The 16,763-nt window shown below is 65.1% G+C and carries 18 protein-coding genes; 11 read left to right on the top strand and 7 right to left on the bottom strand.

Going from position 1 to position 16,763, the window contains the following annotated elements; translation table 11 throughout:
- The first annotated feature begins 318 nt into the window (after positions 1–318).
- The 4 genes from proB (at position 319) to MTR65_RS01940 (ending at position 3,834) form a co-directional block, all read left to right on the top strand.
- On the top strand, positions 319–1,497 hold the full coding sequence (gene proB / locus MTR65_RS01955) for a glutamate 5-kinase (protein WP_226633260.1): 1,179 nt from the start codon (positions 319–321) through the stop codon (positions 1,495–1,497).
- 40 nt (positions 1,498–1,537) lie between these two features.
- Positions 1,538–2,461 carry an NAD-dependent epimerase/dehydratase family protein gene (locus tag MTR65_RS01950; protein WP_243796623.1) on the top strand — a complete coding sequence of 308 codons (924 nt, stop codon included), beginning with the start codon at positions 1,538–1,540 and terminating at the stop codon, positions 2,459–2,461.
- A 102-nt stretch (positions 2,462–2,563) separates the two neighbouring features.
- On the top strand, positions 2,564–3,559 hold the full coding sequence (locus tag MTR65_RS01945) for a bile acid:sodium symporter family protein (protein ID WP_243796620.1): 996 nt from the start codon (positions 2,564–2,566) through the stop codon (positions 3,557–3,559).
- Positions 3,560–3,633: 74 nt separating this feature from the next.
- The gene (locus tag MTR65_RS01940) at positions 3,634–3,834 is read left to right on the top strand and encodes a hypothetical protein (protein ID WP_199904325.1); all 201 of its coding nucleotides are present in this window, start codon (positions 3,634–3,636) and stop codon (positions 3,832–3,834) included.
- A gap of 125 nt (positions 3,835–3,959) precedes the next feature.
- Here the strand turns inward: MTR65_RS01940 and fahA are convergent, their stop codons facing one another.
- Both fahA and MTR65_RS01930 read right to left on the bottom strand, forming a co-directional pair.
- The gene (gene fahA / locus MTR65_RS01935; protein WP_243796618.1) at positions 3,960–5,285 is read right to left on the bottom strand and encodes a fumarylacetoacetase; all 1,326 of its coding nucleotides are present in this window, start codon (positions 5,283–5,285) and stop codon (positions 3,960–3,962) included.
- A gap of 77 nt (positions 5,286–5,362) precedes the next feature.
- Positions 5,363–5,809, bottom strand: coding sequence for an RrF2 family transcriptional regulator (locus MTR65_RS01930; RefSeq protein ID WP_243796617.1), 447 nt, complete (start codon positions 5,807–5,809; stop codon positions 5,363–5,365).
- Between the two features lie 251 nt (positions 5,810–6,060).
- On the opposite strand from MTR65_RS01930, the gene MTR65_RS01925 reads away from it, so the two are divergent.
- From MTR65_RS01925 to MTR65_RS01915, 3 genes are all read left to right on the top strand, one after another.
- Positions 6,061–6,330, top strand: coding sequence for a GlsB/YeaQ/YmgE family stress response membrane protein (locus MTR65_RS01925; RefSeq protein WP_039388112.1), 270 nt, complete (start codon positions 6,061–6,063; stop codon positions 6,328–6,330).
- Positions 6,331–6,625: 295 nt separating this feature from the next.
- Entirely contained in the window at positions 6,626–7,228 is a 603-nt protein-coding gene (locus tag MTR65_RS01920) for a superoxide dismutase (protein WP_226633268.1), read from the top strand.
- Between the two features lie 272 nt (positions 7,229–7,500).
- Positions 7,501–8,391 carry a hypothetical protein gene (locus MTR65_RS01915; RefSeq protein WP_243796616.1) on the top strand — a complete coding sequence of 297 codons (891 nt, stop codon included), beginning with the start codon at positions 7,501–7,503 and terminating at the stop codon, positions 8,389–8,391.
- Positions 8,392–8,409: 18 nt separating this feature from the next.
- Here the strand turns inward: MTR65_RS01915 and MTR65_RS01910 are convergent, their stop codons facing one another.
- The 3 genes from MTR65_RS01910 to MTR65_RS01900 all read right to left on the bottom strand — a co-directional run bounded on the left by MTR65_RS01910 (position 8,410) and on the right by MTR65_RS01900 (position 10,787).
- Positions 8,410–9,966: a hypothetical protein gene (locus tag MTR65_RS01910; protein WP_243796615.1), complete on the bottom strand. Its 1,557-nt coding sequence runs from the start codon at positions 9,964–9,966 to the stop codon at positions 8,410–8,412.
- A 112-nt stretch (positions 9,967–10,078) separates the two neighbouring features.
- Entirely contained in the window at positions 10,079–10,609 is a 531-nt protein-coding gene (locus MTR65_RS01905; protein WP_226633273.1) for a sigma-70 family RNA polymerase sigma factor, read from the bottom strand.
- Positions 10,602–10,787 carry a NepR family anti-sigma factor gene (locus MTR65_RS01900; RefSeq protein WP_039388108.1) on the bottom strand — a complete coding sequence of 62 codons (186 nt, stop codon included), beginning with the start codon at positions 10,785–10,787 and terminating at the stop codon, positions 10,602–10,604. The genes MTR65_RS01905 and MTR65_RS01900 overlap by 8 nt, the downstream gene beginning before the upstream one ends.
- Positions 10,788–11,177: 390 nt before the next feature.
- Here MTR65_RS01900 and MTR65_RS01895 point away from each other — a divergent pair, with 390 nt between their 5' ends.
- Both MTR65_RS01895 and MTR65_RS01890 read left to right on the top strand, forming a co-directional pair.
- Positions 11,178–12,833 (top strand): CHASE domain-containing protein, encoded by a 1,656-nt coding sequence (locus tag MTR65_RS01895; protein WP_243796614.1) that lies wholly within the window; start codon positions 11,178–11,180, stop codon positions 12,831–12,833.
- A 179-nt stretch (positions 12,834–13,012) separates the two neighbouring features.
- Entirely contained in the window at positions 13,013–13,405 is a 393-nt protein-coding gene (locus MTR65_RS01890) for a hypothetical protein (protein WP_243796610.1), read from the top strand.
- Between the two features lie 79 nt (positions 13,406–13,484).
- On the opposite strand, the gene MTR65_RS01885 is transcribed toward MTR65_RS01890, so the two are convergent.
- Positions 13,485–14,282 carry a response regulator gene (locus tag MTR65_RS01885; protein ID WP_243796607.1) on the bottom strand — a complete coding sequence of 266 codons (798 nt, stop codon included), beginning with the start codon at positions 14,280–14,282 and terminating at the stop codon, positions 13,485–13,487.
- 538 nt (positions 14,283–14,820) lie between these two features.
- Here MTR65_RS01885 and MTR65_RS01880 point away from each other — a divergent pair.
- Positions 14,821–15,456, top strand: coding sequence for a sigma-70 family RNA polymerase sigma factor (locus MTR65_RS01880; RefSeq protein WP_052321915.1), 636 nt, complete (start codon positions 14,821–14,823; stop codon positions 15,454–15,456).
- A 61-nt stretch (positions 15,457–15,517) separates the two neighbouring features.
- Positions 15,518–15,937, top strand: a complete 420-nt coding sequence (locus MTR65_RS01875; RefSeq protein WP_243796605.1) for a response regulator — start codon at positions 15,518–15,520, stop codon at positions 15,935–15,937.
- Between the two features lie 286 nt (positions 15,938–16,223).
- Here the strand turns inward: MTR65_RS01875 and MTR65_RS01870 are convergent, their stop codons facing one another.
- On the bottom strand, positions 16,224–16,706 hold the full coding sequence (locus tag MTR65_RS01870) for a hemerythrin domain-containing protein (RefSeq protein ID WP_226633282.1): 483 nt from the start codon (positions 16,704–16,706) through the stop codon (positions 16,224–16,226).
- Between the last annotated feature and the right edge of the window lie 57 nt (positions 16,707–16,763).

Below are 16,763 nucleotides of genomic sequence, written 5' to 3'. Positions count from 1 at the left end.
AGAGCGCGCAGGAGGCCAGGTGCCCCCTGCGCGCTCTTCGTTTGGGCCGGAGCGGCCCGCATTTGCGGCCTTCGTCGCCCGACAGGTGATTCGCCATTCGCGCGCGGGATCTGCGTCAAAATGGCCGCGACGGATCTTGTGCAAGTGCGAAAAGAGGGATGTGAGAGGGAACATCCCAGATGTGGCTGCGTTGAAAATTGCTCACAGCACGAAAAGGGGACTTTCGTGCGGCTTCCACGTGCCGAAACGCCGGTACGCTGCGCCGGTTCGTTGGGTCCACCTTTGCACTCTTGCGCAATTCTTCTAGAAGCCGAGCTTATGCCTATTACCAAACTTTCCGACCTCGCCGATCCTGAACTCAATCCCTGTCTCGTCATCAAGGTGGGTTCGTCCCTTCTTGTCGACGATGACGGGGTCCGTACGGTCTGGCTCAACGGCCTCGTCGGTGAAATCTCCGAAGCGCGTCGGCGCGGGCAGAATGTCATTGTCGTGTCCTCCGGCTCGGTGGCTCTGGGCGCGCGTACGCTCGGCCTCGACAAGGGCGGGCGCGGCTCGCTTGCAGATGCGCAGGCTTCGGCCGCCGTCGGCCAGATCGCGCTCTCGGGCATGTGGGCCCAGCTTCTGGGCAACCACGGCCTGACCGCCGCGCAGATGCTGGTCACGCTGATGGATCTTGAAGATCGCCGCCGTTACCTCAACATCACGGCGACCATCGAACGCCTGCTCGATGCGGGCGTCGTGCCGGTCATCAACGAGAACGATTCGATCACGACGCAGGAGCTGCGTTTTGGCGACAACGACCGCCTGGCCGCGCGTGTCGCGCAGGCCGCGGGCGCCAGCTCGGTCCTGCTGATGTCGGACATCGACGGCCTCTATGATCGCCACCCCAAGGAGCCGGGCGCCACGCGGCTCGAAGTGGTCAAGGGCATCACGCCCGAGATCAAGGCCATGGCGTCCACCGAATCGAATTCCGGCATGGGCTCGGGCGGCATGGTCTCCAAGCTTCAGGCTGTCGAGATCGCTGCGATCGCGGGCGCCTGCGTTGTCATCGGCAACGGCTTCCACGAACGACCGGTCGAGCGCGTCATGGGCTCGCGCGACGAGGCGGGCGTGGGCACGCTGTTCCTGCCGCGCCGCCGCCGCGGAGCGAGCAAGCCGGGCGCGCGCAAGGTGTGGCTGGGCGGACGCCTGCGCACCAAGGGCAAGATCATCATCGATGATGGCGCGATGAAGGCGCTGATCCACGAAGGTGCGAGCCTGCTCGCCAAGGGCGTGATCGATGTCGACGGACGTTTCCGCCGCGGCGATCCGGTCTCCATCGTCAATTCGGAAGGGACCGTTGTCGCCAATGGCCTGTCCGAGTACGACGCCAAGGAGATCCACGCGATTCGGCGCCTGCACTCGAATGAACAGCAGACGGTCCTGGGCTACGCGCCGCGTTCCTCGGTCGTTCATCGCGACCTCATGTCGATCAAGTATGTGCCGCCTGTCGCCTGATTTTCGGGCACGGGATAAGGCCTGAAGGACTACACACCGCATGCACAGCGAGAGCCCCATCGTCGCGCTTACCGGCGCGACGGGTTTTGTTGGCCACAGTGTTCTCACAGAAGCGCTCGCCCAGGGCTATCGCGTGCGCGCGCTTACACGGCGCGAACAGGAGCCTCGCGAGGGCGTCACCTGGGTGCCGGGCGATCTCTCGGACACCGCCGCGCTCTCGGAACTCACGCGCGGGGCCGAGGCGACGATCCACGTGGCAGGCGTGACCAACGCGCCCGATGCGGCGGGTTTCGAGGCGGGTAACGTCGCAGGTACGCTCAACCTCATCGAGACGGTGGTGGCCAAGGGCATTCCGCGCTTCGTCTTCGTCTCCTCGCTCTCGGCGCGCGAACCGGGCCTGTCGGCTTACGGCGCGTCGAAGGCGCGTGCGGAGAAGCTCCTGAAGGCAAGCCCGCTCGACTGGACCATCGTGCGCCCGCCGGCGATCTTCGGGCCACGCGACAAGGAGATGATGGAGCTGTTCCGGGCCGCGCGCTGGGGGCTTGTCCCGGTTCCGGCCGAGGGGCGCGCCTCGATGATCCACGTCGAGGATCTGGCGCGCCTGTTGGTAGCTCTTGTCGTGCCCGGCGAGGCGGTCCACCGCATGACCTTCGAGCCCGACGACGGCAAGCCCGAGGGCTGGGAGCACACCGAGATGGCGCTGGCCATCGGGCAGGCCATGGGGCGCCGTCCCAAGGTGATCGGCCTGTCGCAAAAGGCGCTTGAACGGGTCGCCAGCCTCGACAACTTCGTGCGCGGCACCAAGGCCAAGATGACCAAGGACCGCGCGGCCTATTTCGCGCATCCCGACTGGGTAGTTTCGCCCGGTGCGCGGCCGCCCGAGACGCTATGGCGCCCGCAGATCGAGACCCGTGAGGGCCTTCGTTCGACTGCCGAGTGGTACCGCGCCAACAAGTGGCTCTAGGGTTCGGGTCCCCCTTCCAGCAGGGTGCTCTCAAAATTCTATGCGCGCAGTGTCATAAACAGGTACTGGCCCCGCAAGGCGGCGGCGGCTAAGCGCAAGGCCATGCAGAGCCTCGTCAAACGCCTCAATCTCGACCCCTACATGCTGGCGCTTGTCAGCATGGTGGTGCTCGCCAGTTTCTTTCCCGCGCAGGGCATCTGGGCGCAGATTGCCGACAGGGCGACCGATGTCGCCATTGCGCTGCTGTTCTTCCTCCATGGTGCCAAGCTCTCGCGCGAGGCGGTGATCGCGGGCGCCAAGGCGTGGAAGCTGCATCTGGCGACCATGGCGATCACCTTCGTCCTCTTCCCGATTCTGGGGCTGGGCCTGCGCGCCATTCCGGGGATGGATGCGAACCTGGGGACGGGTCTCCTGTTCCTCACGCTCCTGCCTTCAACGGTGCAGTCCTCGATTGCCTTCACCGCGATTGCTGGCGGCAATGTGGCTGCGGCCGTGTGCGGGGCTTCGTTCTCGAACCTTGCCGGCATCTTCGTGACGCCGCTTCTCACCGCGCTGTTCATTACCGGGCAGAGTCAGGGCTTTTCGACCGATCCCGTCATTGCCATCGCCTCGCAGCTGCTTTTGCCGTTCGTGGCGGGCCATCTGCTGCGGCCGGTGATCGGGGGCTTCGTGACCCGCCACAAGAAGATGGTGGGCTATGTCGATCGCGGCTCGATCCTGCTTGTGGTCTACACGGCTTTTGGGGCCGCCGTGCTCGATGGCCTGTGGCAGACGGTGACGCTGGGCGAGCTTGCACTCATCGTCGTCATCGCGCTTGCTCTCCTGGCGGTGGTGATGACGGCCACGAACCTGCTGGGCCGGGCCATGGGCTTCGCGCGCGAGGATCGCATTGTCATGCTCTTTTGCGGTTCGAAGAAGAGTCTGGCGAGCGGTGTACCTCTGGCTGGCGTGCTGTTCCCGGCGGCGCAGGTGGGCGTGGTGATTCTGCCCGTCATGTTCTTCCACCAGATCCAGTTGATGGTCTGTGCGGTGCTCGCGCGGCGCTATGCCGCCGAGACGGCCGAGCTGGAAGCCAAGGGCGAGGCGGCTTCGGCCTGAGGGGCTGCAAAGGCCGGTCGATAACCCGTGGCGCGCTCTGGACGGGGCGCGGCGGCCGTGCCTAACGGCGCGCCATGAGTATCATCGCAACCGTCATGAATTCGACCACCGGCCTCGCCATCCAGAAGATGAAGTTCGAGCGCATGCCCAAGCCCTGGGTGACCTTCCATCTGGAGAACGGCGAGCAGGTCACCGCCGACCGCGTTCACGTTGGCAAGCCCGCACCGGGCAAGTTCATCACTCCGGTCGAGGTCTGGGTTACGCCCAAGGGCTGAACAAGGGCCATTAGCAAGTGTTGATCCCAGGGCCATTGCCCTCGGGCTCCCCGAACTGTTCAGGCCATCTCTCCCGGGGCAATGCCGGGAGAGAGAGGTGAGGGGGAGCGTTGCAGCTGGCGGGGTTAGATTTCTGGCGCAGGCGCGATAACCCCGCGGCACTCGCCAAAGCCGATGCTTCGGCGTCCTTCGGCCATGAAGCGGCCTTTCAGCACGACTTCGTCGCCATCCTCCAGAAACGTGCGCTTCTCTCCACGCGGCAGTTGCAGCGCTTCCGCACCGCCGCGGGTGATCTCCAAGAGCGAGCCCTTGCTGCCGGGCTCGGGGCCGGAGAGCGTACCGGTCCCTAGCAGATCGCCGCTTTCGAGCGCGCAACCGTTCACAGTATGGTGCGCCACCATCTGGCCCAGCGTCCAGTACATCGCGCGGGCCTGCGTGTGGCTGAGCACCTGCGGCTCTTGCGCGCGTGCGCGCATCGCGGCGCTGGAGAGTGTAACCTCGAGGTCGAGCGCGAGCGCGCCTTCGCTCTGGTCCTGCGGATCCTGAAGATAGGGCAGAACGCCCGGGTCCGCTTCGGCGCGAGGAGGCTGGGCGATCCGGAAGGGGGCCAGGGCTTCAGTGGTCACGATCCAGGGCGAGACAGTGGTGTGGAAGCTCTTGGAGAGGAACGGGCCGAGGGGCTGGTATTCCCAGGCCTGAATGTCGCGCGCGGACCAGTCGTTGAGCAAAGTCAGGCCGGCCATGTGCCCCCAGGCCTGCGCGAGGGGGATAGGCTCGCCTTGCGTGTTGCCCGGACCGATCCAGAGCCCCAGTTCCAGTTCGAAGTCGAGACGCTGGGTCGGGCCGAAGCGTGGCGCGTCGACGTCGATCCCTCGGGTCTGGCCGTTGGGGCGGATGACCGGGGGGCCACTTGGCCGGATCGTTGAGGCGCGGCCGTGATAGCCTATCGGGATGTGCTTGTAGTTGGGCAAAAGCGGCTGCTCGGGGCGGAACAGGGCGCCGACTTCGGCCGCATGATGAATGCCGACGTAGAAGTCGGAATAGTCGCCGATGCGGGCCGGAAGGTGCATCTTGGCGCGGTGTGCAGGAACAAGCAGGGGCGTCACCTCAGGCTGTTTCGGGGACCCCGTCGCCAGCAGCGCGCTGACGGCGCGGCGCAGCGCCCGGCGTGTTCCTGATCCCAGTTCCAGAAGGGGATTGAGCGTGGGGCCCGAGGCGGCCTCCGCAGCGGTCTGCGCCTCGCCTTCCAAGAGGCCGCTGTGCGCCAGCGCAGCGAGGTCGAGGATCATCGCGCCAATGGCGATGCCCCCGCGCGGCGTCTGCCCGTCCACGGAAAAGACCCCGAGGGGAAGGTTCTGGATCGGAAAGTCAGGGTGCGTGTCGGCACCGTCCACCCACGAACCAAGGTCGGGGGCGTGGGTCTCGTCGATGGTGAGTATGCGGGTGGGCATGGGGTCCTCTCGCCTCGTCTTTTGCCCGGCAGCCTAACGCGCGAGGGGCAAATGCAAAACCATCATCGCGCGAGGTCTCAGGACGGCTCGGCCTCGTCCGAGGCGGGCGGGGCCAGTTCAATCGGATCGGAGAGGCGGATGCCATCGAGGAGTTCGGCCGTGGCGTCGCGGACCTGCAGCATGAGGGCGCGTGTGCGGCATTCGGCCTCAGGCACGCAGTTCTTGCAGGTCTCATGTGCGTTACGGCTCGCACAGGGCACCAGCGCGACCGATCCGCGCACGAGCCGCACCAGGTCGCCGTAGCTGATCTCCTGCGGCGCAAGGGCCAGCCAGTACCCGCCATCCTTGCCGCGCTGCGAATCGATGAGCCCGGCACGGGACAACTCGGATAGGATCACGGTCAGGAACTTGCCCGGTATGTTCTGGCTCTCGGCGATTTCGGTAAGCTGGATCGGGCCCTGTCCATGCCGGTCGGCCAGATGCTGCATGGCGCGGATGGCGTACCGGGTCTTCTGCGCAAGCATGGGGAACGCGACTCCGCAAAGCAGGAGGAAACAAAGAGTCCTCCTTGGGGTGCAATGGCTTGTAGCGTCAAGTCGGGCAAGAGGAAGAGGCGGCGGGCGCTGGCCCGACGCGCGAAAACGCAGGTCCCAGCCGCAGGTTTCCGCCCTTCCGGAAAAATAAAAGCCGATCGCGCAAATGTCCAATACCGGAACTTTTGGGGGGCGCCCTCCGTTTAGGATGCAACAGACACAGACTTTTCGGAGACGGACCTATGACACTTCTTCTTATCCTTCTCGTCGGCGGTATCCTGGGCTGGCTGGCCTCGATCCTCATGCGCACCGACGCGCAGCAGGGCATCTTCCTGAATGTGGTCGTGGGCATCGTCGGCGCACTGATCGCCGGCTTCATCATCACCCCGCTCATTGGTGGCGCGCCCATCACCAGCGGTTCGTTCGATCTCATGAGCCTGATCTCGTCGTTCCTCGGCGCGGTTGTCCTCCTGGCGATCGTCAACCTCTTCCGCCGCGGTTCGGTGCGTTAATCCGGACAGGGACGGGCCCTTCAATGAAGGGCCCACCCGGCCAAAGGGGACGGCAGCCGTTTGCGGCTCCTGTCCCTTTTCGCCGTTCGGGCTTCCCGCAGGCGCGCCTTCGCCGCCCGAGATGTTCAAAATGTTTAAAATGCCACATTTCCACGCTTGAATTGTGGCGCTGCAACACAGACATAGGCGCTGTGTTTTGCGTAAGGCCTGGCGGAACGCGGCCGGGCTTCGCACACGAAGGCTTCGACTTCGGGGCCACGCGTTCGAAAACTCGAGAGAACAGGAAAGACTAGCCATGACCATTTCGCTGATGCCGCTGCCCTACGCGCACGACGCCCTCGAACCGCACATCTCGAGCAAGACCCTCGAAATCCACCACGGCGCGCACCACAAGACCTACGTCGACAAGCTGAACGCGGCCATCGAAGGCACCGAGAACGCCGGCAAGTCGGTCGAGGAAATCACGAAGTCGGCTTCGGGCGGCCTGTTCAACAACGCGGCGCAGACCTACAACCACGGCTTCTACTGGATGAGCCTGTCGGGCGAAAAGACCGAGCCCAGCGAAAGCCTCGCGGCGGCGATCACCAACGACTTTGGCTCGATGGACGCGCTCCTCGAAGCGCTGACCAACGAAGCGGTTGGCCACTTCGCCAGCGGTTGGGCCTGGCTCGTCGTCGACGCGGGCAAGCTCAAGGTCATCTCGACCCATGACGCGGCCACCGCGATCACCGAGGACGTGAACCCGCTTCTCACCATCGACGTGTGGGAGCACGCCTACTACATCGACCAGATGAACAAGCGCCCGGCCTACGTGAAGGCGGTCCTGGAGAACCTCATCAACTGGAAGTTCGCCAGCGACAACTTCGACCGCGGCACGCCCTGGACCTACCCGGCCTGAGGCAGCGCGGACGAACCCGGTTACCGCGCCGCCCGTACCGGCAGGCGCGGACCGGACCGCATGGAAAAGGGGGCGCTCCCGGCAAGGGGAGCGCCCCCTTTTTCGTGGGCTGGCGGCAGCGGAGGCGGTCCTGCGGAAGGTTTGACGGCAAAAAGGCGGGCAAACGGGACAAGACTGCTGCCGGCTAGGGGAATTTCGCAAGCAACGTCGCTGCTGGCAGGGGTAGCTTCCCCGAGGCCTGCGGACAGGGCCATCCTCGTTCCAGGAGTGCCATGCGCGGTCTTCTCGTTCCTGCCTTTTGCCTGCTTGCGACAGTGTCGGCGCCTGCCCATGGGGCGCAGGCGGATCTGTGGCAGGGCACCATTGCCTTCACGGCAGCCCCGACACCGGGCCGCGAAGCGGGCGGTGAAGAACGCAGCGGCGATCAGAACCAGAGCAGCTACGCGCTGCGCCTGCGCATCACACGCCGGGAGGTGCCGCTGGTGGGGCAGGTGAGCGCGGAAGTCGAAAGCAACTACCGCCCCGATTACCTGAAGCGCGGTCCGCAGTCGCGGCTGCGGCTCCATTCCGTCCTCGGCAATGCGCCCATCGTGCTGGGGGAAAAGGTCGCAGGGGCGCGCGCCGACACGCTTCGCCTCCGTCTCGACATGTTCCATGACAAGGTGTGGAGCGTGTGCCGGGCCGAAGATGGCAGTTGCCCGAAAAACCCTTCCGGTTTCTTCGAAGGCGAAGTGCGCCGGGATGTGACGGTGGGGGCAGGGGCGGTCTATGCCACCCACCTTCAGGTTTCCGAGCCCGATATCGAGCTGCGGCTCGCCGCGAGCGCCCGTCGCCTGTGGTCAAGCCGTGCTGAACGCAACCGCTGGACCCCGCGCGCGCAGGCGAGTGTCCTCGTCGGACCCCTTGGCCCGGGGATTCGGCCTTTCGTGCAGGCCGCCTACGATCTGCGGGTCTATGACCGGCCGTGGTCGGGAATGGACCGCGCGCGGCGTGACCGCAACCTGCAGATCGGGGCAGGGGCGGACCTGGAGGAGTGGGTCGGCCACGGAATCGATGCGCTCCAGATCGGTGTTCTCTACTACCGCCGCCGTTCGAACCGGGCGAATGCTGGCTACACGCGCGGCTTTTTCGCCCCGCGCCTCACGCTCGCCCGGCGGTTCTGAAAGTGTCTGGCGCGGCCGCTAGTGCGCCGCGTCCACGTCGTCGGAGCGATGGGCCAGCGACAAGACTTGTCCGAGGTCCTGGCCCGTCCAGTCCGGCTCGGCGTTCAGCCGGGCCAGCAGCGCACGTGCAGCTCTGGCCTGGCTGCCCCCGTGGGGGTTGTAGGCAACCGGCTGGAGATGGCGCAGCGCGCGCTTGCCCTTGCCCAGACCGATCAGGGTCGTGGCAACATTCATCTGCAGGCTGAGATCGAAGGGGGCAAGCTCACTTGCGCGCTCGAGCCCCTGCACCGCGAGCTCGGGCGGCTTGACCCCGGCCTCGGCAAAGCTGCGGTAGTAGTAGACCAGAGGCAGCGGGTGATCGTTCTCGATCTTGTTGAGCGCCAGGAACGGTGCGCGCGCCGCCTTGTAGGCCGCTGCGTCGGCCTCCTCGGCGTCGCGTGCCTTGGCAAAGAGGGCATAGCCCTTCTGGAGGTAGGCGTTGACAGTGCGCGGGTCGGCGGCGAGCGCCTGGTCGGCCGCTGCGATGGCGGCATCGTAGTGGCCTGTGTCGTACTCGGCTTCAGCCAGTTCGGAGAGGACGGCCGGGTCGTTGGGATACCGCGCCGCAATTTCGCGCGCTTCGGTGACGATTTCGGCCGCAGCCTCGCTGTCGACACCACGCCGGCTCTCGATGGTGAGCGGCAGGATCTCGGCCTCGCCCTCACGCAGGCGCGTGATTGTCACGGCTGCGGCGGGGAGGTTTTCCGGGCTGAGATTGATGGCTGAGATGCGCCGCTGGTCGAGATAGTCGTCGAGTTCATCCTCAAGCGTCTCGAAGTCGCCGAAAACCTCCTCGGCTGCCGCGCGCTCTCCGGTACCTTGCCCGATACGGGTGAGATAGGCGCGCATCTGTCCCTTTCGGGACGGTGCAAAGGTCAGGTAGTGGTAGAGCAGCCAGCTGCGGCCATAGAAGGCATCGTAGCCCTTGCCGCGGTGTGCCTCGTAGAGTTCGGGATCGAGCAGATCCTCGACGGGCACACTCTTGGCGTTGAACAGTTCGTAGCCGCGGTGCTGCGCGGCACGCCCCATCAGGATCGAGCCGTCGCGCTTGAAGGTGCTGGAGGCGAAGAATTCGGCCGCGCCCTCGCTCATCCAGCGCGGCATGGTCAGGCTCTGGCCCGAGAGCAGGAAGTGGTGCGCGTATTCGTGCAGGAGGGTGATCAGGGCCGTATCGGGCGTGCCGGATGTTGACCCGAGACGCGGCACGATGGCGAGCGACTTGCCCGCGCGCGGCACGTAGAAGCCGTTGACGTACTTGTCGTCGCCCCCGTGGAGGCGGCGCACCTCTCGTTCGCCGCTGACCACGAAGATGGTCACCCTGTTGGACGGGCTGGGTGGCTCAGCGGTGTCGCCAGTCACCAGTGCCATGGCTTGGTGGAAGCGCTCCAGCCGGGTGGTGAAGGTCTCCAGATCCTTGCTGCTGTCCTTGGCATAGACGACGAAGTGCGGACTTGCCGCCTTATACCAGTCTGCCGCCATGGCCGAGCCTGGAAGAAAAGTGGCGGCCACGCAGGCCGCCAGCGCCAGTCGTTTCATCAGTCCCCCCGTTTCAAGGGAGGTACTAAAGCTCTCGGGCCCTTGCTTGGCAAGTGTCTTGCCCAGTTAACGCTTTGCAAGACATGGCCCGTCTCGGGTGTGCGGGGCGCTCTCAGCGCGCCCCGATCTTCTCCGGTTCATCTGCCAGCATACGCGTGAGGTCGGTCCGGGCACGGGCCACGCGGCTCTTCATCGTGCCGATCGGACAGCCCGCAATGTCGGCCGCCTCCTCGTAGCTGAAGCCCGAAGCGCCCACCAGCAGGACAGCCTCGCGCCGTTCAGGCGCCAGCTTCTGGAGGGCCGTTTCCATGTCGCCCAGATGCACCGGCCCTTCCTGGTCCGCTTCCATGACCAGCATGCGCTCCATGTCGGCGTCCTCGACGTCGGTCTGGCGCTTGGACTTGCGCAGCTCGGACAAATAATGGTTGCGCAGGATCGCGAAGGTCCAGGCCCGCATGTTGGTGCCGACCTGGTAGCGTTCGCGCGCGGTCCAGGCCTTGACCGCGGTCTCCTGGACCAGATCATCGGCAAAGTCATGACGGCCGCACAGGCCACGTGCGAAGGCGCGAAGGTGCGGCAGCACCCCCATGAGTTCGCGGCGGAATGCCTCGTCGCCCGAGGTCGGCGTGATCCGCTCAGGCATCGTCGCCGTCGTCCAGCTTCTTCAGGAGGTCCTGGAAGCTGTCCGGCAGCGGTTCGTCCACCACGGAGTTGTACAGCTTCCTCAATCCACCGGCCCAGCCGGGCTCGCCGTCACGGCGCACCTCCGGCGGGAGACCCGGTGTCTTGCCGGGTTGGCCATTCGATTTGGGGTGGTCCAAAGCTGACTCCTTGCTTCAAAGCTCCTTGCGGCCCGCGGGCGCACCGGTCAAGCCTTGCGCGGGCAGCGTGCCGCGCAATTCTCCTCCCAGCGTGCCGGGCAAGGCGCGCCCGGATCGTTCGTGTCATTCTCGGCGCCCGGGCTGCCTTGACCGGCTGGCCTGCGGGCGGATGAAGCTGCGCAACGCTGCGCAAATTGCTCTTACACACGGAACCATTGGGGAGCTGCATGGTTCCCGAATGACGAGTGTCTCGCAATGTGCCGCCGAATTAGCCGAATTAGAAGAATTTAACGGGTAGGCTGGAGGCGGCCGGCATGCCATGGCACTGGCACGTTTTCACCGCGCCAAGCGGCCGAGGTTCGGCCGCCGCGGATCTTGGGGGTATGTACGGTGGTTGACCAGCCTCTGCTGGACAGGGTCGAAAAGCAGGCATGGTTCCACAAGTATCCGCGTGGCTGGCCGTTCCTTCTCTTCGTCATTGCAAGCGTGACGACGGCCGTCTCGGTCATGGCGATCGAGCGTGCGGACCGAGAAACGCGCCGCCTTGCGCTGGAAAGCAGCATGACCGAGGTCTCGTCCGCGCTGCAGCGCCGTGCCACCGAGACGATCGCCCTGCTGCGCGCGGGCAGTGCGCTCTTCGCGACGCAGGAGGATGTAAGTCAGGACCAGTTCGCCGAATTCGTAGGGGACATGCAGCACGAAGGCGATCTCTACGGGTCGCTCGGTATCGGCTGGGCCCCCCTGGTAGAGCGCAAGGACCTGCCGGCCTTTGAAGTGGCCGAAGCCGAGGCGGGGCGGGTCGATTTTCTCGTCCATCCACGCCCGGAACCGGACGACGAACTGGTGGCGCCCATTGTCTATCTGCGCCCTGCAAGCGCAGCGAACCTACGCGCGATCGGCTTCGATATGTACTCCGAAGACGTGCGCCGTGCCGCGATGGAAAAGGCGATGGAACTGGGGCGGCCGATTGCCTCGGGCAAGGTTCGTCTGGTCCAGAACAGCCGCGGCGATGATTCGGCCGGGTTCCTGATCTACATGCCCGTTCTTGTCGACACCTGGGGGGGCAAGCGGGTCAAGGGCTTCATCTATTCGCCGTTCGAGGCGAGCGAATTTCTCGATTCGGCAAGTGAGTTGTTCTCCAGCTCGCGCCTCGAGATGTCGATCTACGACGAGAAGGTGGACCCGGGAAATCTGCTCGCCGAACACCGTGTCGAAGGGACGGGCGGGCCCATGCTGGCCCGCCGCCTCGAGGTCGCAGGGCACCACTGGGTGCTGCAGGTACGCGACAAGAAGAGCGGTCTGCTTTCGCCGCTTTCGCGCATCACGCTGTTTTTCGGGGCGATTGCCTCGCTCATGGTCATGGCGATCGGGCGGCTGATCACCAAGCGCGCGGCCGAAGACCGGCGGGTGCTCGAATGGCTGCGCAGCCAGGCTTCGATCCGGGATTCGCTGACGCGTGAACTCAACCACCGGGTGAAGAACACGCTGGCCAATGTCCTGTCCATCGCCGCGCTGACCCGGCGCCGCTCGAAGGACATCGACGACTTCACCGACAGCCTGACGGCGCGCATCCGTGCGCTGTCGGCGACCCATGATCTGCTTTCGCAATCGGACTGGGGCTTTGCCGCGCTCGGCGATGTCGTGGCCTCCGAACTGGCGCCGTACATGGAGGGCAGTGAGAGCCACGTCGAGATGTCGGGGCCGGACATCAAGCTTGCGCCCAACGATGCGATGTCGCTGGGCCTCGCCATCCACGAGCTGGCGACCAATGCGGCCAAGTATGGCGCGCTCAGTGTCGGTGAAGGCCGGGTTCACGTCGACTGGGCTCTTGTCAGCCATGACCTGGCAACGCTCCGTTGGCGTGAAGAGGGCGGCCCGCCGGTGACCGAGCCGGTCAAGCGTGGGTTCGGGCGCGATCTCATCGAGAAGATCGTGGCGCACGAGTTGAAGTCGCAGGTCAATCTCGAGTTCAAGCCCGGCGGCGTCGAGTGCGAACTCAAGGTGCCGGTGCGTGTCTCGCGCGACTTCGTGCTGCGCAGCCAATAGCCCTGAAGGGGCCTGCCGGAAAAATTCGGGTGGGCACCGCTTTTTCATAGTTTTCAGATATATAGTTGTTTCTTAGGTATTTTCCCGAGGGTTGCTTTCGGGGCTTGGTAATGCTGCAGCGCAAAAGCGGGTCGCAGCCGCAACTAGAGCCGAGAACAAGACCAGAAGGAAAACGAAACATGGGTTGCACCACCAGGGCCAGCCGTTGGCTTGCGCAGGCGGATGAGATCGCACTTGTCTGCAGCGATGCCGAGGACCAGCAGCAGGGCGCCTGCCTCGTGGCGATGATGCAGTTCCTGCGCCGGCACCAGAATCTGGACGCGACCGCCGAGGCGCGCGCCGCGCGGTTTCTCTCCGTGGATGCCTATGCCGATGCGGCGCTGGCGTTGTTGCCAGCGCGCTGCGCGTCGATGATCTCGCAGGCAGGACGTGGCGGGCTGGCCTGCGCGAGCGTGCGGCTCGATGGGCACAATGGCTTGGAGGCGACCGCGACAGCGCGCACGCCCGGGCTGGCTCTTGTTGCGGCCTATGCGCAGGCACTGGTCGAGGCGGAGCTGTCGCTCGCCGCCTGAGACAGGCCACCTGCGGGCATGAAAAAAGGGGCCGTCCTTCTGGGCGGCCCCTTTTTTCAGGAACATGGGAGCGGGAAGCTCAGCCCAGGGGCTTGCTCAAGCCGAAGAACAGCGCCTGGCTGATCGCCGCGCGCACCGTCGCCTCCTTGAAGGGCTTGGTCACCAGGTAGGTGGGCTCCGGGCGTTCGCCGGTGAGCAGGCGTTCGGGGTAGGCGGTGATGAAGATCACCGGCACGTCTCCGAACTTGAGCAGGTCTTCCACCGCGTCGATCCCCGAGCTGCCGTCGGCCAGCTGGATGTCGGCAAGGACGAGTCCGGCGGGTTCGCGCTCGAACATTTCCAGAGCCTGCGTGCGCGTGGCGGCCGTGCCCACGACCGTGTGGCCCACGTCCGAGACCAGACTTTCGAGCTGCATCGAGATCAGGGGTTCGTCCTCGATGATGAGGACGCGCGTTGCGCTCTCGCCCTCGATCTCGGCGATGGCCTGCGCGATCAGGGCGTCGACGGCGTCGGGCGTGACGTCGAGGATCGTGGCGGTATCCTCACGGCTGAATTCCTCCACCGTGTTCAGGAGCAGGGCCTGGCGGTGGGTTGGAGCAATCGTCGAGAGGCGCGCCTGGGCGGCCTGCTCGTGACGGTTGTCGGCAAGGTCTGCGCCCAGTTCGCCTTCGACGTGGCCTGTCGTCCAGATCCGCGTGAACGCGCCATAAAGGGCCGCGCGGCTCTGTGCGATGGCGCTGCGCAGCTCGGTGTCGGCCAGTGCCGCCTCCAGCGTTGCGCGCACGTAGGTGTCACCCGACTGCTGGGAGCCGGTGAGCGCACGTGCATAGCGGCGTAGATAGGGAAGCTGCAGTGCGATCTGATCTGAGACGGACATCCGTATTCCTCGTCCTTGCAATCTGTATTTCCTGTGTACCCGTCCTTGCTCCCTGAAGAGGGGCACGGCGTTGGGTGCGGCGCGATCGGGCAGGGGCTGTACCGGAAGGGGTGTCCGGGGCCTTTCCCGAGCCAGCATTGGCGCGCGGACCTTGTTCAAGGTCTGGCGCGGAGCCGGCTTGAGAGCAACATCAAAATTTTTCCTCCGTGCGACCAATCCCGGGAACCAATTTCCGGAAGCGGCGTTACGCCTGTGTTGCCGCCGGAGACCACCCCCACCCCCCGCGATCCGGCGTCAACCTGATCCCAAGAGGCCTCCGATCACGAGCGTGATCGGAGGCCTCAAAGTTTGGGCAAGGCATATGTTCCCGTGCTGGTGCAATTTTTTGAAGGCGTACCGCGGTTGCATGGCACAAACTCAGTTCATCGCGCAGAGGGAACGCTCTGTCGCCGCAGAGGCGTTCGATGTGTGCATTCCGGAACTTTTCGCGCCCGCGTCACGTTGGCTTCACAACGGAATTCAACGGAGGGTAATCCAGATGACCGCACAGCTGAGCGAAGCCGGCGAAACCACAGCGCTTACGGACGGGGAGTTCAAGCGCGCGCTTGCCGACGTCGCACCGCACCTGCGTGCCTTTGCGCGGGGCCTTTGTGGCAACCGCGATCGGGCCGACGATCTGGCGCAGGAGGCCATGCTGCGGGCCTGGGCCGCACGCGAGCGCTATGCCGCGGGCACCAACTTCAAGGCCTGGACTTTCACGATCCTGCGCAACCACTTCTATTCCGAAGCCCGCCGCGCGCGTTTCCATGGCGAGTACGACGAACTGGCCGCCGAGCGTATCCTGCGCACCGATGCGACTCAGGAAAGCGCCATCGAACTGGCGGACGTGCTGCGCGCGTTGGAGGCGATCCCGGCCAACTACCGCGAGGCTCTGATCCTGGTGGCCGCGGGCAACCTTTCCTACGAGGAAATCGCGAGCATCTGCGATATCGCGCTGGGCACGGTGAAGAGCCGTATCTGCCGTGCGCGCGCCATGCTTTCCAAGATCATCGAGTCGGGCCAGCTGCCGGACTCGCGCCACGAATTCGTGCTCACCGGTGAGGCCATCGACGCCTTCTTCGCCGAGCTGGGCAAGGTTTCCAATGTCGAGGAGCTGCGCCGCATCGCGGCCTGATCTTCCCTCATTCGGTGTGCCCCCTTTGAGGGGGCTCCCCCCAGCCGGACCCTGATACCCCATGCCCCATGCGGCCAATATCCTGATCGTCGAAGACGAATTTCTGCTCGCCCTGCAGCTTGAAGACATCCTCATGGATGGCGGCCACGCGGTGGTCGGAACCGTAAGCGAGCGATCTGCGCTCGATACGCTGGCTCAGAACCAGGTGCGGCCCGACATTGCTCTGGTCGATCTCAATCTGCGTGACGGGCTGACCGGGCCGGAAGTGGCGCGTGATTTGTGCGACAAGTTCGGGGCCCATGTCATTTATGTGACGGCCAATCCTGCTCAGATTGGTGATCCGGCCTCGCGTGCGGTGGGCGTGGTTCAGAAGCCATTCGGGCCGGAATCGATCCTTGCGGCCATTCGCTACGTCCTGGATGGGTGTCCGGAGACGGCGCGACCGGCCGGGCTCGACAAGCTTTCAATGGCGTCGCGCTAGGCGCGGGACTATCCTGTTTTCGAATAAGGGCGCTGTTCCGAAAGGGGCGGCGCCCTTTCTCGTGCGCGGGCTGTGGAGGGGAGCAATCTATCAAGACATGCGGAAGAGGGGCTCAGGATAGGGGGCTGCTGCCTGTACCCTGTCCATGAAAAAAGGCCTCTTCCGCATGACGAAAGAGGCCTCCTCTCAGGAGCGATTCCGGCGGGGGGATGTCGGCTCGCTCTCTCTCCCAGGGGTACGGGGCGAGCGCGGTGGGGGTGTGGCGCTCGCCCGGTGTCTCTAAGGCTTACTCGCGCTCGTCGCCCGGGCCCTGGTCTTCGGCGAGTTCCAGTTCCTTGGGCTTGCGCTTCTCGAAGACCTTGGCGATCTTGGCTTCGGTCTCGGCGGTGAGGCCTTCGGCGGCGGCGGGGAACATGTCCTCCTCCTCCTCCTCGATGTGGTGCAGGTAGCGATGGCGCATGTCCTTGAAGGTCATCAGCCAGGCGTTGCTGCTCATGTCGGTGTCGGCCAGCTCGGCAAGGAAATCGTCGATCTCCTTGTGCTCGGCGACCGAGTGGCGCGCTTCGTCGCGCAGCTTGGGGTCGGCGAGCATGGCCGCGTAGAGCGATTCCTCTTCGGCCGCGGCGTGGGCCTGCAGTTCCTTGCTGAGCGCGGCGAAGAGCGTGCGGCGCTCCTCGCTGTCACCGTGCGTTTCGCCGAGCTTGGCCAGCATGTCGCGGTGACGATCGTGGTCGGCCTTGAGATCGGCGAAGATCCGTGCGTCTGCCATGGGGCGTCTCCAAATCCTGTGGTTGTCGGTTTTGCCGATAACAACGGGCAGGAGACG

Origin of the sequence: Novosphingobium mangrovi, assembly GCF_022818885.1 — a bacterium.
GTDB lineage: Bacteria > Pseudomonadota > Alphaproteobacteria > Sphingomonadales > Sphingomonadaceae > Novosphingobium > Novosphingobium mangrovi.
This window is presented reverse-complemented; position numbering and strand designations above follow the sequence as displayed.